This window comes from Okeania sp. SIO2C2 (genome assembly GCF_010692625.1).
Taxonomy (GTDB): Bacteria; Cyanobacteriota; Cyanobacteriia; order Cyanobacteriales; family Microcoleaceae; genus Okeania; species Okeania hirsuta.
Genome location: NZ_JAAHGM010000027.1, coordinates 60,046 through 83,385 on the forward strand (window position 1 = coordinate 60,046; position 23,340 = coordinate 83,385).

A 23,340-nucleotide genomic window follows, 5' to 3' on the forward strand; every position below is an offset into this window, starting at 1 on the left:
GACGGGAACATCGACCCCAGCACCATAGACCTAGACCCCAACAGACCAGGAGAGCAAAAAACCAGAACCATCCCCGGACAAGGCACATTTGAAGTAGACGATAATGGCAATGTCACATTCACACCAGAACCAGACTTCGTAGGAGAAGCAACCATCCCCTACACAGTCAACGACAACGACGGCGAACTCTCAAACAGCGCCAACATCACCATCGCCGTCATCAACACACCACCAGTAGCAACCAACGACAACGCCAACACCGGAGTAAATATACCAGTCACCTTCAACATCAGCGAAAACGACACAGACAGTGACGGCACATTAGACCTAACCACAGTAGACCTAGACCCCAACACAGAAGGCAGACAAACCACCTTCACACAACAAGCTCAAGGCACATTTGAAATAGACGATAATGGCAACATCACATTCACACCAGTTGCCGACTTCCTCGGAGAAGTAACACCCATCACCTACACCGTCGCCGACAACAATGGCGATCTATCAAATACAGCCGAAATCGCAGTCACAGTCACAGAAATACGGCCAGCAGCAAGCGACGACAATGCCAGCACAGTCATCAACACACCAGTCAGCTTCAACATCACAGACAACGACATCGCCCAGCCTGAAGAAGACATAGCACCAGCAACTATCGACCTCGACCCCAGTACCCCAGAACCAGAAAAAACACTCACAGTAGACCAAGGCACCTTTGCAGTAGACCAAGAAGGAATAGTCACCTTTACTCCCACAGATGGGTTTATTGGAGTTGTCACAATTCCTTACACCGTAGAAGATACCGCAGGCAACATCACCAACGCAGCTAATATCATCGTAGAAGTAATTGACAGTCCTCCCATAGCTACCGATGACTTTGCCAACAGCTTTATTAACCAACCAGTAACATTCAACATCACCAACAACGACATCGACCTCGAAGGAGAAGTAGACCCCAGTACCATCGACCTAGACCCAGATACTCCAGGAAATCAAACAACATTAGAACTACCAGACCAAGGTACTTTTGAAGTAGATGAAAACGGCAACCTGACCTTTACACCAGTAGATGGGTTCATCGGAGTTGTCACAATACCCTATACTGTCAACGACAACAACGGCAATACATCAAACAATGCCAATATCACAGTGGAAGTAGTAAACCTACCACCAGTAGCAACAGACAACAGCAGCACCACAGTAGCAGGGCAACCAGTAACCTTCAACATTACCGATGATGATAGTGATCCAGAGACAACAATAGACACCACCACCGTAGACCTAAACCCCAATACCCCACAACAGGATACTACCTTCACACAACCAGGAGAAGGCACATACACAGTAGACAATGAAGGAAACCTCACCTTCACCCCAGTAGAAGGTTTTACAGGTCAGACAACTCCGATTAGTTATACAGTCCAAGATAGTAGTGGTGCAGTTTCTAACTCCGCCAATATTTCTATTGATGTCACTGAACTTGGTATTCTAGACGATGACAGTGCCACAACTGTTATTGATACTCCTGTAACTCTGAATATCGCTGATAACGATACTCCTATAGACCTCACTTCCATAGACCTCAACCCAGATACTCCAGAAATTGAGAAAACATTAGAAATACCAGAGCAAGGTACCTTTGAAGTAGATGATGATGGTAATGTCACATTCACTCCCGTACCAGGGTTTACAGGACAGGTGAACATTCCTTATGTAGCTAATGACCCTAATGGTAATTCTTTAGAACCTGCCAATATTTCTATTGATGTTGTCGGGAGTCTACCTCCCAACCAACCCCCAATAGCCAACAACGACAGCGGCACAGCACTAAAAAACCAGCCAGCAACCATCAACATCACAGACAACGACAACGACATAGACGGGAACATCGACCCCAGCACCATAGACCTAGACCCCAACAGACCAGGAGAGCAAAAAACCAGAACCATCCCCGGACAAGGCACATTTGAAGTAGACGATAATGGCAATGTCACATTCACACCAGAACCAGACTTCGTAGGAGAAGCAACCATCCCCTACACAGTCAACGACAACGACGGCGAACTCTCAAACAGCGCCAACATCACCATCGCCGTCATCAACACACCACCAGTAGCAACCAACGACAACGCCAACACCGGAGTAAATATACCAGTCACCTTCAACATCAGCGAAAACGACACAGACAGTGACGGCACATTAGACCTAACCACAGTAGACCTAGACCCCAACACAGAAGGCAGACAAACCACCTTCACACAACAAGCTCAAGGCACATTTGAAATAGACGATAATGGCAACATCACATTCACACCAGTTGCCGACTTCCTCGGAGAAGTAACACCCATCACCTACACCGTCGCCGACAACAATGGCGATCTATCAAATACAGCCGAAATCGCAGTCACAGTCACAGAAATACGGCCAGCAGCAAGCGACGACAATGCCAGCACAGTCATCAACACACCAGTCAGCTTCAACATCACAGACAACGACATCGCCCAGCCTGAAGAAGACATAGCACCAGCAACTATCGACCTCGACCCCAGTACCCCAGAACCAGAAAAAACACTCACAGTAGACCAAGGCACCTTTGCAGTAGACCAAGAAGGAATAGTCACCTTTACTCCCACAGATGGGTTTATTGGAGTTGTCACAATTCCTTACACCGTAGAAGATACCGCAGGCAACATCACCAACGCAGCTAATATCATCGTAGAAGTAATTGACAGTCCTCCCATAGCTACCGATGACTTTGCCAACAGCTTTATTAACCAACCAGTAACATTCAACATCACCAACAACGACATCGACCTCGAAGGAGAAGTAGACCCCAGTACCATCGACCTAGACCCAGATACTCCAGGAAATCAAACAACATTAGAACTACCAGACCAAGGTACTTTTGAAGTAGATGAAAACGGCAACCTGACCTTTACACCAGTAGATGGGTTCATCGGAGTTGTCACAATACCCTATACTGTCAACGACAACAACGGCAATACATCAAACAATGCCAATATCACAGTGGAAGTAGTAAACCTACCACCAGTAGCAACAGACAACAGCAGCACCACAGTAGCAGGGCAACCAGTAACCTTCAACATTACCGATGATGATAGTGATCCAGAGACAACAATAGACACCACCACCGTAGACCTAAACCCCAATACCCCACAACAGGATACTACCTTCACACAACCAGGAGAAGGCACATACACAGTAGACAATGAAGGAAACCTCACCTTCACCCCAGTAGAAGGTTTTACAGGTCAGACAACTCCGATTAGTTATACAGTCCAAGATAGTAGTGGTGCAGTTTCTAACTCCGCCAATATTTCTATTGATGTCACTGAACTTGGTATTCTAGACGATGACAGTGCCACAACTGTTATTGATACTCCTGTAACTCTGAATATCGCTGATAACGATACTCCTATAGACCTGACTTCTATTGACCTCAACCCAGAGACTCCAGGAATTCAGACCACCTTAGAAGTAGATGATCAAGGTACCTTTGAAGTAGATGATCAAGGTAATGTAACTTTCACTCCTTCTCCAGGGTTTATAGGAGTTGTGAGTATTCCTTATGTGGCCAATAACCCTAATGGTAACCCTTTAGAACCTGCCAATATTTCTATTGATGTTTTTAATCCTCCGGAACCAACTCCACCACCAACTCCAGCACCAACTCCAGCACCAACTCCAGCACCAACTCCAGCACCAACTCCAGAACCAACTCCAGAACCAACTCCAGAACCAACTCCAGAACCAACTCCAGAACCAACTCCAGAACCAACTCCAGAACCAACTCCAGAACCAACTCCAGAACCAACTCCAGAACCAACTCCTATAAATGAAGATCGTTCATGTCCTCCTCCTCCAACTATAGAACTTGTAGATTTACCTATTTTACCCTCTATAGTTATCGACGAAACCAATCTATTTGAGGAGTTATTCTTCGGTACAGAAGCAAGTGAATTGATTACAAATATCAGCATCAGACAACCTTTTGATGCCTTGGGTGGAAATGACACAGTAGAAGGTGGTGATAACAATGATATTATTTATGGTGGTGAGGGTGAAGATCGAATTTTTTCTAACCGTGGAGAAGATTTTGTTAATGGCAAAGAACAAAATGATGTTATTAACTCTGGTAAAGAAGACGATATAGTTCGTGGTGGTAAGCAAGATGATGTAATCTGGGGTGATATAGGCAACGATCTTGTTCTAGGTGACAAAGATAACGACGTTCTTTGGGGTGGTACCGCTGGTGGTACTGACAAAGACTTTGCTGGTAGCGATACTATGAATGGTGGAAGGGGTAATGACTCCCTCAACGGCAACCGTTACAATGATCTGCTCATGGGTGGTAAGGGTAACGATGAAGTCCGTGGTGGAAAAGAATCAGATATTCTTTTCGGGCAGGAGGGGAACGATGTACTCATGGGTGAAAATGGTGACGATCAAATTGTTGGTGATCCTAGTTCAAATTTATCAGAAGAGGAAGTAGGAGAAGATTCTGTTTATGGCGGTCGAGGTAACGATGTCATGCAAGGCAGTCGTGGAAACGATGTCATGTACGGTGGTAAACAAAATGACTTTATCTATGGTGGTAAGGATGATGATTCCATGTTTGGCGACCAAGGAGACGATACCCTCTTAGGGGAGGAAGGAGATGACACAATCTATGGTGGCAACAATAGTGTTACTGATCCTGATGTATTAGGAAAGGACTTGATTTCTGGTGGTGCCGGAAATGACTTCCTCAGTGGTAACTATGCTGCAGATACTATCCTTAGTGGTGAAGACAATGATACTTCACGAGGTGGTAAGGGTGATGACTTAATATATGGTCAGCTAGGAGATGACCTTATGTTTGGCGATCAAGGTAATGATACTCTCTGTGGCGATGAAGGTAATGATACTCTCTATGGAGATAACCCCGAACTTGTAGCAGCAGTTGGCACACAAGGCCAGCAAGACGAGTTGTTTGGTGGCACAGGAGACGACCTCATGTTTGGCAATCAAGGTGAGGATCAATTGTTTGGTGAAGATGGTAATGACACAATGTTAGGTGGTGAAGATAACGACAGCTTGTTTGGATCGTCAGGAAATGATTCTCTCCTGGGAGAAGCAGGTGATGACTTCTTGAGTGGTGGGGAAGGTGATGATACTTTCACTGGAGGTAGTGGTGGCGATCGCTTCCTAATCAACCTTAACCAAGGAGCAGATATCATCACCGACTTCGATATCAATCAAGACTTCCTCGTATTAACTGATGGACTGACTACTGATGAACAGAACTTAACAATCAATCCTGTTGGAGACAACATTTCTATTTTCTGGAACGATCAACTTTTAGTTACTCTAGAAAATTTGTCTGCGACCTCAGGGCAAATAGCATCTCGCTTAACTACTCTCAATGATTCCTTTTTGATCTAATAAATGAGAATAGTCTACAACTTCGCATAATTTGAAGTAGGGGTAAGTTGGCAGTATTAAAATGGTAGTCCTGCTCGCGTAATGGTAAATAGGAATAAGCAATCGGTAGTGCGGATATCCTGCCCGCGAAGGGAGCAAGATGCTCCCACTACCGTGTCTGGTATAGCGCTAGGCGCAGGGAACAGGCAATAGGGAACAGCTCATTTGGGGGAATAATATCATGTCCGGATAATAGCGTGATAAAAAACCTTTTCCCTTCTAACCTTTTCTTTCCTTCTGCCTCCTGCCTCCTGCCTTCTGCCTTACCTCCTCCAAAGTTTAAGTATTCAACCGGACATGATATAAAAAGCTGATAATATAAGATTTTAGCTATTGGACACCTCCTGCCATTTGTAAATATGCCAGCGCACATTGCTATAAAAAAATAATTACAATGCACGACCATTACAATGCACCACCAGCTAAAAACTTTTTCACCTCACATTCCGCAGTTTATAGGAGAAATTTTGAATATTTTTCAAGTAAGACGGGGCAAGGTGTTCAATATTTTTTCCATTATCGATTTACATCAAAAATTCCTCCTTTTTAGCCGATCGCATCCATTCAGTTTACTAGAGGATGTGTTGCGAACGCACTCAATATTGCGGTCGTATTTAATTGCTCCCCAACCCACCATTAATATCCCTAGACTATTCAATCATAGAGTTAACAAAGACTTGAGAATAGCCTTGGGGCGTTGGTAATTTTGGCTATGATTGTGCTTTAATGGCAATTGCCTAATACCATTTATCTGTCATAATGCGCTTAATAATTCTTACACAAACCTGAATTTTACTAATAGCTGTTATCTTTTATTAAGCGCAACTTCATGGAGAAATTGTATAACTATTAACTGAAAAGCATTTTATATTTGGCTAAGTTTAGGTTTCATAGCTTGATTCACCAAGGCCAGCAGGGGAGATGGGGAGATAGAATATTAGGGTTTGCACATTATGGAATGATATTGCCAAAAATTAGTTTAGACTTTGAGTAAAAAACCTAATATTAATCATTTTAGCAATTGATTAATCCAAAATCCTGTTCATCAAAAATCTAAAATCATTTGTCACTGTGCAACGCCGAATATTGAAGTAATTGAAGTAATTTATAGAACTATAAACATATACTATATAACCGGATTCTATATTATTGGGTTGTATTAATATTGTAGATTGAATGGCGGTAGTGAAGTCAAAATTATATTGTCCTATATTAAATGAAACTGAATATTTAAGATTTAGTGACTGACAATGACACAATTAATAGTAAATATTGCTTTATAATCTATAATATTAATTTTAAACTATGAAAGAAATAGCACCTTATGGCTCTTGGAAATCTCCCATCACTGCTGATTTGATTGTGGCAGGGACAATTGGACTTAGCAGTCTTGCCATTGATGGTGAGGATGTCTACTGGATCGAGGGACGACCTTCAGAAGGTGGACGGAATGTAATTGTCTGTCACACTCCAGATGGACAGACAACTGACATCACTCCCCCACCTTTTAATGTCCGCACCAGAGTCCATGAATACGGAGGAGGTGCGTTTTTGGTGACAGATGGCAGGATTTATTTTTCTAATTTTGCTGACCAACGTCTCTACTGCCAGACTCCAGATGCAACTCCTCAACCTTTAACTCCAGAAGTAAACTGTCGTTATGCTGATGCTGTGATGGATAAACAGCGCGATCGCCTAATTTGTATTCAGGAAGATCATACTCAAGGTGGAGAACCTATAAATAGGATAGTTAGCATCAATATCAAAAATAAGGCAGATATTCAGATATTAGTCGAGGGTAATGATTTTTATGCCTCACCACGTCTGAGTCCTGATGGCAAGAGACTTTGTTGGATAAGTTGGAATCATCCTAATATGCCTTGGGATGGTACTGAGTTATGGGTAGCTAAGATTAATGCAAATGGTTTATTAGGTGAAGCTCAATTAGTTGCAGGTGGCAAACAAGAATCAATTTTTCAACCGGAATGGTCGCCAGAAGGTATCTTATATTTTGTTAGCGATCGCTCTAAATGGTGGAATATTTATCGAGTTTCAGGAACTGAAATGGTAAATGTAGAACCATTATATCCTTTAAATGCAGAGTTTGGAATGCCACAATGGGTATTTGGAATGTCTACTTATGGTTTTACAGCAGCAAACAAAATTATTTGCACTTTTACTCAAAATGGAACTTGGCATTTAGCAACTCTTAATGCTACGAAAAAACATCTACAGCAAATAGAAATACCCTATACTTCTATGGGTTCTTTAAAAGTTAAAGGAGAGCGAGTTTATTTTCTGGGAAGTTCTCCCACAAAACCCACTGAAATTGTCAATATAAATCTATCTACAGGTGCTATTGAAATTTTAAAACGTTCTACAGATTTAGAAATTAATTCGGGCTATTTATCTATTCCTCAATCAATAGAATTTCCTACTGAAAATGGCAACACTGCTTATGGTTTATTTTATCCACCAACTAATCAAGATTACACAGAAATAACATCAGAAAAACCACCTCTTTTAGTCAAGAGTCATGGTGGTCCAACAGCAGCAACTTCTAGTAGTTTAAGCTTAAAAATTCAATATTGGACAAGTCGTGGTTTTGCTCTACTTGATGTTAATTATGGAGGCAGTACTGGCTATGGACGAGACTATCAGCAAAGACTAAGAAATAACTGGGGAGTTGTTGATGTTGATGATTGTGTTAATGGCGCTCAATATTTAGCTAAACAGGGTTTAGTTGATAGTAATCGTATGGGTATTTCTGGTGGTAGTGCAGGAGGTTATACTACTTTATGTGCATTAACTTTTAAGAATGTTTTTCAGGCTGGTGCTAGTTATTATGGAGTTAGCGATCTAGAGGCTTTAGCTACAGATACTCATAAATTTGAATCTCGTTATTTAGATGGATTGATTGGTCCTTATCCTGAAAAAAAAGATTTATACAAACAGCGATCGCCTATTAATTTTACTGAGCTTTTGTCTTGTCCTGTGATTTTTTTCCAAGGTTTAGAAGATAAAATTGTGCCACCAAATCAAGCAGAAATAATGTTAGAAGCTTTAAAGCAAAAAGGGTTACCAGTGGCTTATGTTGCCTTTCCAGAAGAACAACATGGGTTTCGTCGTTCAGAGAATATTAAACGAGCTTTAGATGGGGAATTTTATTTTTACTCCCGTGTATTTGGATTTACACCTGCTGATAATTTAGAGGAGGTAGAAATTATTAATCTCTAGGAAGAAGAAGATGGTAGGTAGTAGGTTTTAGGTTTTAGGTTGTAGGTAACGACATTTTACCTAATGCAAAATCTTATAGAAGGTGGTAGGTTTTAGGTTTTAGGTTTTAGGTTGTAGGTAACAAGATTTTACCTAATACCAAATCTTGATGAATCTGCATATAAATAGAGTTTCTCAAAGCAAGGCAATGCTTAAGTTTATTATGTGCAACTTCTTGATTAAAGTTATGGAAGAGTATGACAATTACCCAATCACTTCTGACCTCTAACCAAAGGGTAACCTAAGTCTTTCACCTGTTTATTAAAATGGTATTAGATCGTAGGTTATATCATGTCCGGTAGCATCGGTATTGTAAGCGCGAAGGTAAGGAAGAAAGAAGAGGGAAGAAGGCTATTGAGCAAGAAAAAAACCTAAATTTCCTGTAGATATTCACCCTTAGGTTTACACAAACGATTGCCTTCGGGCATGATATAGTATCATGCTTAGTTGAATAGTTATAAATCAGTGAAAAGAGATAAATAATGTAAATAAGAATAGGGCAGGAAAAAGTTTTTTAACCACTAATTAAGCGGAGATGATATCATTCACTTAAAATCCAAGACTTAACACCTATAGCTTGACTTTAAATATTCTTAAATTTAGACTTCAGGGTTAATTTATGCAGCAAATATTATTGATAACGATAATTTTAAATCTAATAATATGGATATATTTATTAATTTTTAGAGGCAAATTTTGGTTGGCAGATCAACGATTATTACCAATATCAGAAACAGAAATTAGAAAAATTCAATATTGGCCGTCAATTTCTGTGATAATTCCGGCTAGAAATGAAGCAAAATTATTGAGATTGACACTAAAATCCTTATTAAATCAAGACTATCTAGGGAATTTCAAGATTATATTGGTGGACGACAATAGCAAAGATAACACAGCTAATGTTGCGAAACTAATAGCTCAACAAAATGATAGTTTTACTAAGCTAGAAGTAATTTCAGCAGGAAATTTACCTAGTGGTTGGAGTGGAAAATTATGGGCAATTAATCAAGGAATTAGATATGCAAAACAACAAACTCAAGCACCCGATTATTTTCTTTTTACTGATGCAGATATTGAACATAGATCCACAAATATTCGCCAACTTATTATTAAAGCAGAACAGGAAAATTTAGCCTTAGCTTCTTTAATGGTGAAACTGCAATGCCAAACTTTAACAGAAGCATTAATGATTCCAGCATTTGTATTTTTTTTCCAAAAATTATATCCATTTAGATGGGTAAATAATCCGCAAAGTTCTACTGCTGCTGCTGCTGGAGGTTGTATATTAATTCGTCACCAAGTTTTAGATGAAATTGGCGGAATAGAAGTTATTAAAAATGCTTTAATAGATGATTGTTCTTTAGCTAAAACAGTTAAACAAAAATCAACCAATAAAAAGATTTGGTTAGGGCTAACTTCAGACACGAAAAGTAGACGTTCCTATCCCGATTTATTTAGTATTTGGAGTATGGTTGCTCGTACTGCTTTTATTCAGTTAAATTATTCACCGCTGCTATTAGTAGTAACAGTCATAGGGATGAAATTAATTTATTTAGTTCCCTCATTAGGAATAATTTTAGGAGTAATTTTTAGTTGGTGGGAAATAGTAGCGATCGCTTTATTGGCAAGAATATTAATGTTTTTAGCTTACTTACCTATTGTCAGATTTTATCAACTTTCACCAATCTATGCCATGAGTTTACCAACTGTTGCTTTTATCTATACATTAATTACCATAGATTCAGCTTGGCGACACTGGCGAGGGCGAGGTAGTCATTGGAAAGGGCGAACTTATTCACCAGAAAAATTTCAACAATAAACGTAAGCAATCAGCAGTCAGCAATCAGCAGTCAGCTATCAGTTAGCTTCATTTTGCACAGCATTCCGCAGGAAATGCTTACCACAGATATTAACAGGACTTACGCAAAATATAGCGCTGCGCGCAGGGAACAGGCAATAGTGAACAGCTCATTTGGGGGAATAAAAAGCTGATAATATAAGACTTTTAGCTATTGAACACCTCCTGCAATTTGTAAATATGCCAGCGCACATTGCTATATTAGGTCATACACCATCTGTAGGGGCGATCGCGTTTGCGGAGCATTCCGTAGGAAATCCCCCTTACTAGATATGGCGGTTCTGCGTAAGTTATGATTAATAATGGTACTTTGACAAAAAATATGTTAAGAACAGCATCAAACCCTTATATAGTCTAGGTTTTACATTTAACCAACCTTTTTCCTGATATATCTAGGTTTTCCTGCGGAATACTACGCAAAGAGCCATTTTTAGCCAGAGCAACGTATTTCCCTTACCCCTACTAGCTTTGAAGGCATTTTCGCTATAAAAAATATCAAAGTACCGATAATTAAATGTTTATAGTGCGGGCATCTTGCCCGCATCGGGGTGTACCTCACGCTTGCTGGAATCTGCTGTCAAAGAATTCTCCAATCGTCATAACTACTAAATCTTTGTGATTCTCTTTCCTTCTTCCTTCTTCCTTCTTCCTTCTTACTTCTTCCTTCTTCAATAAAATTAAATACAATGGTATTAAGTAAATCAGCTATAAACAAGGACATATTTCCCCAGTTAATAACGTTGCCTTCTCTCCAGATGGCAAAATATTAGCATCCGGCAGTTGGGATGAAACTATACGCTTATGGGATGTTGCCACTGGCAAGCAAATACAAGTGCTTAAAGAAAATATTAAACGAGTAGAAACAGTTGCTTTCTCCCCAGATGGCAAAATATTAGCATCCGGCAGTTGGGATGAAACTATACGCTTATGGGATGTTGCCACTGGCAAACAAATACGACTGTTGTCAGGGCATCAAGGTCGGGTGACAATTGTGGCTTTCTCTGCTGATGGCAAAACATTAGCATCCGGTAGTTGGGATGAAACTATACGCTTATGGGATGTTGCTTCTGGTCAACTACTGCGAGTTTTACAGGGTCATAGCTCTAAAGTATATGATGTGGCTTTTTCTCCAGATAGCAAATTATTAGTATCCGCAGGAGATGAAAACAATTTGCGCTTATGGGATGTGACTACAGGAAAACAGTTACAACTAATTACTGGCCATACAAGTTTTATTAACAGTGTCGCTTTTTCCCCCGATGGCAGTTTATTAATTTCAGGCAGTGGAGATGAAACCGTGCGCTTGTGGAATGTTACCACTGGGGAATTAGAACACCTAATTCAGGGGTTTATGAATAGAGTAGAAAGTATTGCTTTCTCTCCCGACAGCAAAACCTTAGCATCAGGAAGTTGGGATAAAAACATCCGGTTATGGAATACTACTTCTGGGGAACAATTACGCATTCTCAAAGGACATGAAAGTTTAATCGGTAGCTTGGCTTTTTCCCCAAATGGTAAGTTATTAGCATCTGCCAGTGATGATACTAGCGTGCGTTTGTGGAATGCTATTACCGGAAAACAAACGCGAATTTTGACAGGACATACAGATGTAGTTAAAAGTGCGGCTTTTTCTGCCAGTAGCAGGTTACTAGCATCTGGTAGTCGGGAAGAAACATTAATATTATGGGATGTACTTACTGGTAGGAAGTTAGCACTGCTTACAGGCCATGAGGATTTAGTCTGGAGTGTTGCTTTTTCCAAAGATGGTAAAATGTTGGCATCTGGAAGTGTAGATAAAACAGTCCGGTTATGGAATACTAGCAACGGTAAACCCCTGAAAATTTTCTCAGGACATACAATGTATGTCAAAACAGTTGCCTTTTCCCCAGATAGCAAATTATTAGCATCTGCGGGTGGAGAGAAAACTATACGGTTATGGGATATTGCCACTGGAAAAATGAGCAGACTGTTAATAGGGCATCAGAGTATAATTAATCGAGTTGCTTTTTCTGCTGATGGTAAAATGTTGGCATCTGGAAGTGACGACCAAACTATCCGTTTATGGGATGTTACTACTGGTAAATCCCTAAAAACTTTATTTGGACATACTAATATTGTTAACAGTATTGCGTTTTCTCCAAATGGCAACTTTTTAGCATCTAGTGGTCGCTACGGTGTCGTTCGTTTGTGGCAAGTTAGTTAATCATATCATATCCGGTTGAGTAATTAGATTTTGAAAGTATAAGTATTCAAACGGATATGATATTATATCAAATCCGTTTAATTGGACATAAAAAATTCTCCAATCGCCATAACTACGCTCATCTTTCTAATTCTTTCTTCTCCTGACTCCTGAGGACTGACTCCTGATTCCTAAACAGTTAACCTATCTATAACTAGACATCTCCAGAAAAGAGGGAACAGGGAACAGGGAACAGGGAACAGGAAGAAATAATTGATAATTTATGCAAAGCTATTCATTATGACTCGGTGACTTCCTCTCCTGGGAATGGTTAGGGGTGGGTTTACTCCTGAGAAATAACCTAGTTATTTGTAGCAAATATTTATCAAATTGGTATTAGAATTGTTTACAGGAATATAATCGCAAATTTATTCTAAATCTCGAATTGCTTCATCTGAGATACAGCGGTATGTTTTTGATATTTCAATTATAAAAAATAACTTTTTTTCAGGAATTTTTAATCCCAATTTTGGTTATTTCCAAGTGTTATTTTACTACTAAATATTAGATTAAGAGACTATTTTAATTATTCTACAACTGTAACAAGCATTGCTGAAATACATAATTTACAACAGCAAATAATTTCTCCAAATCTCCAATACTATAACTAATAGTATTCCTAGTAAAAATATCTCCTTTTAATTTACCAAATTCCCAAAATTTACCATTAGAAACAATACCAAAAATAGTTTGTTCTAAATCGTTGTTAATTTTCTGTACTGCTAATAATTCTGCTAAACATTGACCCCATCCTTCTTCAAATTTATCTTGCTTGGCTTCAACTACTAAAAAATAGGGTTTGTCAAAAATCATTCTGCCTAGAGGATTGAGTTTAGTCACAATATAATCTGGTTGTCCTGAAAGTTTTTCATCATAAATTAAAGTTTCGTGGCTCCAAAGCGTCAGTTTCTCATAATAAGATTTCCAGACTTCTTTCAAAAGAGGATAAATTAAATTTTCGCAAATAGCATATTCTGAACCGTATATGGTTCCATGAGAAAGTAGAAATTCTAATTCTTCTCTAAAATTTTGAGGCACTGGAAATTCCAGTTCATTGATAAAATTTGCAGAAATATATTTGATTTGATATTCTTTAGCGACTGCTGCAATATTTTTGTAATTACTGAATGGCATGATTTAATACTCTGTTTTAATTATTCTCTAATTCTAACAAACACTGCTGAAACACATAATTTATAACTGCAAATAATCTCTCCAAGTCTCCCAGAGTATAACTGATAATATTCCTGGTAAAAACATCTCCTTTCAATTTACCAAATTCCCAAAGTTTACCGTTAGAAACCATACCGAAAATAGTTTGTTCTAAATCGTTAAAGAAGAAAAACAACTGTACCTCAACTTGAGAAACGCTATATGAATAGTAAGGGTAATTAAAAGAGTCTACAGGAGATGTCCCTTTAACTAAAAAGATAAATTATATTATGTATCTGCTCCGGGGAAGCTACCCTACTGCCTTCCAGGGGAGCTACGCTAACGCATAATTAGTTATAGTAAAATTTTTGTTTGTAGTTGGGGTTTAGCCCTTTTAATACTAAATCCGCTGATGAAGAGGTACTTACCCTATCCCCAAATCCTATCTATAGCAAAGACTTCAAGTTTTTTGAATATCCTATTACTAAACCGGATGTGGTATAAATACTTATGTTAGGGCTAGAGCACAACTACGAGCATAATTAGGGTTTGCTGAAAAAGTATGAGTGGTAGGGGTAGGAGACAGGAGATAACCCACCCCCAACCCCTCCCAGGAGGGGAAGACAGGAGACAGGAGAAATTGGAATTTATAGGAGGTAGGAGCGGGCGTTTTGTAAGAATGATTTTTCTGCCCAACTATGCGCCTAAAATACGCTCCATGCATGAGCATAAAGAGGTGAAAAATTTGCACTGCAATTCGACTCCAAAAATTCTTTAGTCTTTATATGTCAATGCTTTTAGATTTAATCAGCAAGCCCTAATTATAACTGTTTTACTGTAAGCGTAGCTCCCCGAAGGGGGCACATGATATTACAGCCTAAAAAATGGTATGAAAACTATTCATTCTGTAGGTTGCCAATGTGGCGGCTTCCCTACCTGACTACTAATAAATAGCCTAGGTATTTGTAGCAAACAGTTGTCAAATTGTTATTGATTTTTTTAGTCACAAAATAAGTTAATAACACCCCTCCCAATCATAGTCAAAACACTTTTTATAAATACTGAAAATTTAATTGAGTTTCTGGCAAAGCACCTTCCATTTTAATCAACCATTCTATTAAATTTTCTAACTGTTTATCAGCACTTAAAACACCTAAACCACGAACTGTTACTTTACCCTTACTAAACACAAAACGAGACTTTAAATGACCTGGTAATTTCTCCTTTAATAAATTCCAAGCTGGTTCCTCCATTGGTGTTTCTAAAACAACGTGTTGTTTCCCTTCTAATTTAATCCGAGAAAAGCCTAATTTTTTGGCAATTTGTTTTAATTCCATCATCCTTAATAACTGTAAAGCAGCTTTCGGAATAGTACCGTAGCGATCGCTCCAATCAATTTCTATCTGACTCAACTCTTCCCGACTATTAGCAGCAGCAACTAACCGATATGCACTCATTTTTTGATCTAAATCTGGAATATAATCTGCGGGAATGAATGCAGTCAAACTCAAGTCAATTTGTGTATCATCCACCTGGGGAATTTCCTGGCCTTTAACCTCACTAATTGCCTCCTGCAACATCTCCGTATACAGATCGAACCCAATAGTATTCACCTGACCAGACTGTTCTGCACCCAAAATATCCCCCGCACCCCGAATCTCTAAATCTCGCATTGCCAACTGATATCCAGAACCCAACTGGGTAAACTCCTGAATTGCGCGCAACCGTTTTTGAGCATCATCTGTCAGCGCTATCCCACCGGAAGCAGTAGTCGGATAAAACAACCACGCATGAGCTTGCACCCCCGCGCGACCAACTCTTCCCCGCAACTGATACAACTGAGACAAACCAAACTTTTGAGCATCCTCTATTAATATCGTGTTAACGCGAGGAATATCCAAACCAGACTCAATAATTGTCGTACAAACCAAAATATCAGCTTCACCAGCATTAAACGTGAGCATTATTGACTCCAATTCGTTAGCATCCATCTGACCGTGACCGATATTAATTCTAGCTCCGGGAATCATTTCTCGTAACTTTCCTGCCAACTCTTCAATACCTTCGATGCGCGGCACAACATAAAACACTTGCCCTCCTCTATTCAATTCTTGGCGAATAGCAGTGCGAGCAGTTTCCAGATCGTAGGGTGCAAGATGAGTTTTGATCGGACGACGCAAAGGTGGTGGAGTCGCAATTAAACTCATTTCGCGAATGCCCGAAAGCGCCATATATAAAGTCCGAGGAATTGGCGTTGCAGTCAAAGTCAGCACATCTACCTGAGCTTTGAGCGCCTTAATTTTTTCCTTCTGGTTAACACCAAACCGTTGTTCCTCATCCACCACCAACAACCCCAACTCACGAAAGTTAATCGTTTTGCTTAAAATAGAATGGGTGCCAACAATAATATCCAACTCCCCAGTTGCCAACCTCCGCTGAATTTCTTTCTTTTCATTATTAGTACGGAAGCGGTTGAGTAAACCTATTTCTATGGGATAAGGTGCAAAACGTTCCTTGAGAGTATGGTAATGTTGCTGAGTTAAAACTGTAGTCGGGGCGAGAAATGCTACTTGTTTGTTAGCAGTGACTGCTTTAAAAATTGCCCGAATAGCAACTTCTGTTTTACCAAAACCCACATCACCACAAACAAGACGATCCATTGCTCGCTCACTTTCCATATCCCTTTTCACATCTTGAGTTGCTTTCAACTGATCGGGTGTAGGTTGATAGGGAAACGAATCTTCCATTTCCTCTTGCCATGGGGAGTCAGCAGGAAAACTATAACCTGTTTGTTTGGCGCGTTGAGCATAAAGTTTCAGCAGGTCAACGGCTAATTTTTTGATTGACTTGCGGACTTTATTTTTGGTGCTTTCCCAAGTTTTACCTGTAAGTTTGTTGAGCTGCGGTTTTTTCTTATCCGTACTTCTGAGTCGCGACAGAGAACTAAGTTGGTCTGCGGCAACTCTGAGCAAACCGTCAGCATATTGAATTGCCAGATAGTCGCGGGTTTCATTATTCAGAGTCAGACTTTCTAATTTGACAAACTTACCGATACCATGTTGACGGTGAACTACATAATCTCCGGGACGCAGTTTGTTCGGATCTACTTGTTTAGAAGCTGCTTGACGACGTTTGCGAATATAGGTGGGAGTGGCGAGGGTGTGTTGTCCATAAAATTCTCGGTCGGTGATGACAACTAACCGGAATGTGGGCAAAATAAATCCTTCTAATTCTGCTAAACCACTATATTTGAGAGCAACAGGGGTGTGTTGGGTTTGCAGTCTATCTATGGCGGGGTAGTCGCGGGGGTTGGGGATAAACTGAGCAGGACAGTCATGTTCCTGGAGTAGGGATACGGAGCGCGATGGTTGAGCGGAAATGAGGAATACGGAAAATTTTCGTTCCCTTTCTTGGCGCAGGTTTTCTGCCAGTTTTGCGTATTGGTGTGGCATGACTGGTAAGGGACGACTGGCGAGGTTGAGGGTGTATTCCACTGAGCTGGTAATACTGATATTGCTTTCTTTGACGAGTTCGGATAAATATAGTCTGGGAAATAATTCTACTTCTGCGAGGGAGTCGGCAAAAGTGCGATGAATTTTTGGTAATGGTTGGGATGTTTCATCAGCGTTGAGTTGTTGCCAGTTTTCTTCTACCAGTTCAAACCAGCGATCGCCATGAGCAGCACATTGGTCAGCTTCGTCTATGGCGACTAGGGTATTTTCTGGCAAATAGTCTAGAAGGGAGACAAATTTTGAGTCGGTTATTGACTCTAAGTTTCCCCACCCCCACTGACTAAAGTTTGTGGGAGTCACTACTATTTTGGCAATTTTATCGAGGGAGCGTTGAGTAGAAGGGTCAAATTCCCGAATTTTTTCGAGTTCGTCGCCAAACCATTCTAGGCGCACTGGTAATTCTGATGCTACGGGAAATATATCTATAATATCCCCTCGGCGACTCCACTGACCCTCGGTTTCTACTAACGGCACTCGTTCGTATCCCATCTGAGCGAGTTTTTCATCTAAAGATATACACTCTAAACTATCAGACTGAGAATGATTTATCTGTGTATCTGTGGCCGATATCCCTGTGGTGCTGAAGGTTTTGGAGTTGCTGGTAATGCCTGGGTTGAGTGTTAGGCAGTATGGTTGAAATTGTTTAACTGTGGGTAGGTGGGGTTGGAGCGATCGCTCTGTTGCCACTATGGCCATTTTTGCTTTATTGCTATTATCGCTGTTGCCAGTTGCATTTTCTGGAGCATTCTCACTCAACAAGTCTGCCAATACTTGCATCTGTCCCCAAATCATTTCTTCTGAGTGGGAGGTTTCATAAGGTGATGCTTCTGAGGTGGGATAAAAGTGTACTGTTGGCCATCCTATTGCTTCTAATTGTGCCGCCCACCGTCCCGCTTCTTCTAAAGTGGCAGTAACGATAAATAAATTTTGCTGTTGTTGTTGGGCCAGGGTAGATGCAACTAAGCCTTTGGGTAAACGGGGAGCGCCGTTGAGTTGTAGGCATTGGTATTGTTGGAGTTTGTTTAGGAGTTCGGTTGTTAAGGGCGATCGCCCGAGCAGTTTAATAATAGAAGATAGTGTCATTTCAGTTATCAGTTATCAGTTATCAGTACCGAGGGCTAAAGCATGAGGCAAGAAAATACTAGAGAGAAAAAATTTTCCTTTTATTCAATCCTCTTCCTTTTAGGGAAAGGTAATTATCAATTATCAATTATCAATTATCAATTATTGAAAGTTTGCTATTCCCTGTTCCCTATTCCCTAGCGCTACACACTATAAGTTGATTTTCTCAGCCGGAAGTCAAGAGTCAGCGAGGCTAAAGTCAGGAGTCAGGATAGCAAAATTTAACAATTTATTATCTTAATCTATTTAGATATAGCACTACTCAAATAGGTTAGGACATTGATAAATGCTCAAACGAGTGTCAGGGATTACTTCTAACTTCTAACTTCTAACTTCTGACTTGCGCGTAGCCCTATGTATGGTGCTACGAGACAATGGAGAGATGGGGAGTGGGGGAGTAGAGGAGCGGAAAAAACTGTCAGTAGGAAAGAAACCAAAATACATCCTGTTTCTTTGACAATAATTAGGCAAAAGCACTATATATAGTAGATAAAAACTATAGCACTATGGTACATATAGTGTTTTTTCGGAAAATTCCTTAAGTCCTATTTTAATTGAAACCGAAATACATCCTGTTTCTTTGACAATAATTAGGCAAAAGCACTATATATAGTAGATAAAAACTATAGCACTATGGTACATATAGTGTTTTTTTCGGAAAATTCCTTAAGTCCTATTTTAATTGAAACCGAAATACATCCTGTTTCTTTGACAATAATTAGGCAAAGGCACTATATATAGTAGATAAAAACTATAGCATTATGGTACATATAGTGTTTTTTTCGGAAAATTCCTTAAGTCCTGTTTTAATTGGAAGGGAAATACATCCTCATTTCTTTGACAATAATTAGGCAAAGGCACTATATATAGTAGATAAAAACTATAGCACTATGATACATATACAGGACTTACGCAAAGATACTGTGTATAGAGTCCAGTAACTATTGGACAATAGTTATGAGTACTATATATAGCGTATCTGCGTAAGTCCTAATATAGTGTTTTTTTCGGAAAATTCCTTAAGTTCTGTTTGAATTGGAGCTGAAATACATCCTATTTTTTTGACAATAATTAGGCAAAGACACTATATATAGTAGATAAAACCTATAGCACTATGGTACATATAGTGTTTTTTCGGAAAATTCCTTTTCTTCCTTCTTCCTTCTTCCTTCTTCCTTCTTCCTTCTTCCTTATTCTCTATAATGTTATCAAAATACTTTAAATTGATTAACTGGAAAAATTTTAATACATTTTTATTATTAACATTTACCTGGATAGTTATACCTCTATTTTTGGTAGAAATTGTGATGATTGTTTTGGAGCCTTATCTATTTAAAAGTCTCTATCAGTATGATTCAGATTTAGGATTTCGAGTGCGACCTTATATTAATGGAAATAATCAATTTGGTTTTAATGATAGAGATTATTCTTTACAAAAAGACCAGAATAAATTTCGCTTGTTAGTGGTTAGTGATTCGTTTAATTGGGCTGGTGGAAAAGAAGGAAATTATACAGCTTTGTTGGAGAAAAAATTTGATAATTATTATGGCAAACAGCAAGTTGATGTGATAAATGTAGGCTATCCAGGAACTCATACTGGGGAGCAGTTAGGTATGTTGAAAAAATACGGGTTGCAATATAATCCGGATTTAGTAGTATTAGGTTTTTTTGTTGGTAATGATTTTCGGGATGCTGACCCAGAAAGAAAACGAATTATTGTCAATGGTATCTATATAGATATAGATAAGGAAGATGAATTAATTATTTTTGGTTATCCGATTATTGGTAGGTCTAGATTGTTGATGTTTTTACAGCAGAAATATCAAGTTTACCAAGAATTACAAAAGGCTAAACAAGATTCTGCCCAGTTATCTAGTAGTTCTCTAGTCGCTAGTTTAAATTTAGCATCAGCTCCAATTATTGAACGGGAAAAATCACCGGGAATTTTATCTGAAAAAGCTTTTTTGCGGGTAGAAAAAAGTCGGCTCAAGTTTTGTAAGATTAGAGATTTACTTGAGGGTAAGCGAGACGATAACATTAGCTATATTTTTCAGAGTATTTCAGAAATGCAAAAATTACTAAAATCTCGGAACATTGACTTTATTGTGGCAATTTATCCTGACGAATATCAAGTTAATGATGAATTGTTGAATGATATTTTTGCGGAATATGATGATTTGAAGCGAGAGTCTTATAATGTGACTTGTCAGCAAGAGATTTTGAAGAAGTATTTAGAAGCTAATGGTATTCCTTATATAGATATGTTAGATAAATTTAGAATAGAACAAAAAATACGTCCTTTATACTTACTTCGGGAACCTCATTGGAATAGTGCTGGAAATTTATTAGCTGCCGATATTTTATTCGATTATTTAGTTAAAGATATAGATAAATTTTTTGAATAATTTAAAATTGCGACAATATTATTGGGACTAAATTACAGCTCTAGTGCCAGATTTTTCAAAGGGTTTTCTGGCGATAAATCAACCAATTCTAATATAGCTAATTCTTGAGTTTTTCCCTTGCCTAAAATTCTTAACCAAAAAGTTTATGGGAATTACTGGTAATTGATTAATAACAATTAAATTTGTTTTCCAACCAACCGGGAGAATATAAACTCCTGAAATCCAGTTTTTTTGGTCTAATGAAAAACCAAAACTATTGATTAATTTCTCAGAAGCAGAAGTAGCTAAAATCCATAAATTAGGCAAATCTATTTCATTAAGGTCATTTCAGTTACCAGTTATCACTTGAAAAATAATACTAAGTACTAAGCAAAATTAATTGTATATTTCCCCTCTATTATAATTCCCATTCATCCTGACTCCTGACTCCTGTCTCCTGTCTCCTACACCTACTAAAAAGCTTTTTCAGCAAACCCTAACTATTTGAAACAACACTAAGATTTTGACCATTCTTATTAACTATATGAATACCAGGAATTTGATAAAATTTAGCAGTATCTGTATCTAATGCCCAAGCTTTAACATTAATATTGCCTTGAGGAAATTTATGGGTAGACAATACCTTTTGCCATCCTGACTTAAAGTATTTTTGACCCTTAAATTCTTTCACCAGATAAGGTCTTGGTATTGTCATATCTGCCACAGCAGAAACAATAGATTCACCTTGAGAATTATCATAACTTAAAACAATGGCATCTACAGGTAAACCTGTATCAGTAAATATTGCCCAACCAGTCGCTAATAAATTATTACCACCAATGAATTCTAACTTCTCAAAAAGACCTTCTACTTCTCTTTTATTACTAGTATCTACAAGGTCTTGAATACGATTAGTTTTAATTAAACCAGGGTGTAAAAAACCCATTTCTGTTAAGTAACGCGCCCGCTGTCTGTAAGATTCAAAATAGTAAGAATCAATCAAATTTTGACAGTTATCGTGAGTAAAATTAATTAGTAATAAACAGCCTTTATATTTCAAATAATTTTGTCGCCATGATTTCATCTTTTCTATACTGTAGGTAAAATTGTGTATTTGCAGAACAGTTATTATGCCGATAAACCAGCAAATTATTTTGGAGAATAGGCTTCTGTCAATTAACAAGTATTCTTTTTTTCTCCAATCTTCCCCCACAATAATCATTAAATGAATTATAGAGATTATTAGATAAGTGGAAAAGGTTGTATATCTTGAGGAAAGTGCTTGTTCTATACCAAATGAAACTCTACCAAGAGATGTAACTAAAGCACTAATAATTGTATATAAACCAAGCATAATCCAACCAATGGTTTGATACCTAATTTGATAGTCTTTAATCTGCCATAGTACATAAGAACATAAACAAATAAATAGAGTAATAGTTATTGAGCCGAGAACAATTGAATTATTGAGAGGTTGTACACTGCTACCTATACCAAGAGCAGTACCTATAAATGCTAGGAAATATTGAAATATTTGAACTGGATATTGAATAGATTCTACTGGATTAGGGTTATATAATGGCTTTTGATAATTGTAAAAATATAAGAATATATTTGCTATAAATCCAATTATCCAAAGGATATATAGTTTGATATTGTTTAGTATATCTGACCAATATTTGAGTTTGCTTAAAGCTAAAACTGGAAAGACAATTACCCATGCTAATAAACCATTAGCATAAGAAAAAGTGCTGATGGTTGCCAGTAACATACAAATTAAAAATTTCGCTGTATTATTCAGTGGAGAATAAGCAATTAATATAGAGGTAGTAATACAAGCTATGGGAAGAAAAACAACTATTTGAATACCCCATAACCAATTTTCATATTGCACAGCAGAAAAGATAAAAATATTAGATACTAATGCTATGGTCAGACTTTTGATTGGGGAAGCATTAATTGTTAATCGATTTAAAAGATAAATATTTACAGCAATTATACAGGCAAGTAAAAATATGACTAACATTTCATATCTAATATTCCATTTTGTCAGAAATGCTAGGGCAATAAAAATTAGTCTGGGGAAAAATTTTCTGCTTTCATTATGCTGTGCCATTAAATCGTTGAAAGACAAAGTTCTCATATTAACTTTTTCAAAGACAGCAGCAATTTGCCATTGGTCTTGAATAGGTACATTCAAACTATACTTAAGAATAAGAATTCCTAGAACTATAGCTGGAATTATTGCTAAACATAAATTTATTCCTAAAACTAATTTAGAATGAGTACGTTGCATATTTATCAAAAAAG

Annotated in this window: 12 protein-coding genes; 6 read left to right on the forward strand and 6 right to left on the reverse strand. The window is 38.3% G+C overall.

The window, feature by feature from the left end:
* The 3 genes from F6K18_RS20840 to F6K18_RS20850 all read left to right on the forward strand — a co-directional run.
* A partial coding sequence (locus F6K18_RS20840) for an Ig-like domain-containing protein (protein WP_287523593.1) occupies positions 1-5,445 on the forward strand: 5,445 nt, incomplete at its 5' end.
* 1,344 nt (positions 5,446-6,789) lie between these two features.
* The gene (locus F6K18_RS20845) at positions 6,790-8,721 is read left to right on the forward strand and encodes a S9 family peptidase (RefSeq protein ID WP_287523594.1); all 1,932 of its coding nucleotides are present in this window, start codon (positions 6,790-6,792) and stop codon (positions 8,719-8,721) included.
* A 658-nt stretch (positions 8,722-9,379) separates the two neighbouring features.
* On the forward strand, positions 9,380-10,579 hold the full coding sequence (locus tag F6K18_RS20850) for a glycosyltransferase (protein ID WP_287523596.1): 1,200 nt from the start codon (positions 9,380-9,382) through the stop codon (positions 10,577-10,579).
* Positions 10,580-11,195: 616 nt separating this feature from the next.
* On the opposite strand, the gene F6K18_RS20855 is transcribed toward F6K18_RS20850, so the two are convergent.
* Positions 11,196-11,339 carry a hypothetical protein gene (locus F6K18_RS20855; RefSeq protein ID WP_287523598.1) on the reverse strand — a complete coding sequence of 48 codons (144 nt, stop codon included), beginning with the start codon at positions 11,337-11,339 and terminating at the stop codon, positions 11,196-11,198.
* Between F6K18_RS20855 and F6K18_RS20860 the strand changes: the two genes are divergently transcribed.
* A complete protein-coding gene (locus F6K18_RS20860; RefSeq protein ID WP_353735131.1) occupies positions 11,340-12,821 on the forward strand; it encodes a WD40 repeat domain-containing protein in 1,482 nt (493 codons plus the stop codon).
* A 570-nt stretch (positions 12,822-13,391) separates the two neighbouring features.
* Here the strand turns inward: F6K18_RS20860 and F6K18_RS20865 are convergent.
* Together F6K18_RS20865 and F6K18_RS20870 are read right to left on the reverse strand one after the other, a co-directional pair.
* Positions 13,392-13,994 (reverse strand): hypothetical protein, encoded by a 603-nt coding sequence (locus F6K18_RS20865; protein ID WP_287276758.1) that lies wholly within the window; start codon positions 13,992-13,994, stop codon positions 13,392-13,394.
* A 16-nt stretch (positions 13,995-14,010) separates the two neighbouring features.
* Positions 14,011-14,166, reverse strand: a complete 156-nt coding sequence (locus F6K18_RS20870) for a hypothetical protein (protein ID WP_287523602.1) — start codon at positions 14,164-14,166, stop codon at positions 14,011-14,013.
* Positions 14,167-14,574: 408 nt separating this feature from the next.
* On the opposite strand from F6K18_RS20870, the gene F6K18_RS20875 reads away from it, so the two are divergent.
* Complete coding sequence (locus F6K18_RS20875) at positions 14,575-14,790, forward strand: hypothetical protein (RefSeq protein WP_287523605.1); 216 nt, start codon at positions 14,575-14,577, stop codon at positions 14,788-14,790.
* 274 nt (positions 14,791-15,064) lie between these two features.
* Here the strand turns inward: F6K18_RS20875 and mfd are convergent, their stop codons facing one another.
* On the reverse strand, positions 15,065-18,607 hold the full coding sequence (mfd, locus tag F6K18_RS20880; RefSeq protein ID WP_287523607.1) for a transcription-repair coupling factor: 3,543 nt from the start codon (positions 18,605-18,607) through the stop codon (positions 15,065-15,067).
* Positions 18,608-19,869: 1,262 nt separating this feature from the next.
* Between mfd and F6K18_RS20885 the strand changes: the two genes are divergently transcribed.
* On the forward strand, positions 19,870-21,051 hold the full coding sequence (locus F6K18_RS20885) for a hypothetical protein (protein WP_287523609.1): 1,182 nt from the start codon (positions 19,870-19,872) through the stop codon (positions 21,049-21,051).
* A gap of 78 nt (positions 21,052-21,129) precedes the next feature.
* Here the strand turns inward: F6K18_RS20885 and F6K18_RS20890 are convergent, their stop codons facing one another.
* Both F6K18_RS20890 and F6K18_RS20895 read right to left on the reverse strand, forming a co-directional pair.
* Positions 21,130-21,357, reverse strand: coding sequence for a hypothetical protein (locus tag F6K18_RS20890; protein WP_287523612.1), 228 nt, complete (start codon positions 21,355-21,357; stop codon positions 21,130-21,132).
* A gap of 169 nt (positions 21,358-21,526) precedes the next feature.
* Positions 21,527-23,326 (reverse strand): hypothetical protein, encoded by a 1,800-nt coding sequence (locus F6K18_RS20895; protein WP_287523615.1) that lies wholly within the window; start codon positions 23,324-23,326, stop codon positions 21,527-21,529.
* Between the last annotated feature and the right edge of the window lie 14 nt (positions 23,327-23,340).

Coding starts and splice junctions, on each gene's coding strand:
- F6K18_RS20855 (WP_287523598.1), bottom strand. CDS start 11,339: ATGTCCTTGTTTATAGCTGATTTACTTAATACCATTGTATTTAATTTT.
- F6K18_RS20870 (WP_287523602.1), bottom strand. CDS start 14,166: ATGGTTTCTAACGGTAAACTTTGGGAATTTGGTAAATTGAAAGGAGAT.
- F6K18_RS20895 (WP_287523615.1), bottom strand. CDS start 23,326: ATGCAACGTACTCATTCTAAATTAGTTTTAGGAATAAATTTATGTTTA.
- mfd (WP_287523607.1), bottom strand. CDS start 18,607: ATGACACTATCTTCTATTATTAAACTGCTCGGGCGATCGCCCTTAACA.
- F6K18_RS20875 (WP_287523605.1), top strand. CDS start 14,575: ATGAGTGGTAGGGGTAGGAGACAGGAGATAACCCACCCCCAACCCCTC.
- F6K18_RS20845 (WP_287523594.1), top strand. CDS start 6,790: ATGAAAGAAATAGCACCTTATGGCTCTTGGAAATCTCCCATCACTGCT.
- F6K18_RS20850 (WP_287523596.1), top strand. CDS start 9,380: ATGCAGCAAATATTATTGATAACGATAATTTTAAATCTAATAATATGG.
- F6K18_RS20865 (WP_287276758.1), bottom strand. CDS start 13,994: ATGCCATTCAGTAATTACAAAAATATTGCAGCAGTCGCTAAAGAATAT.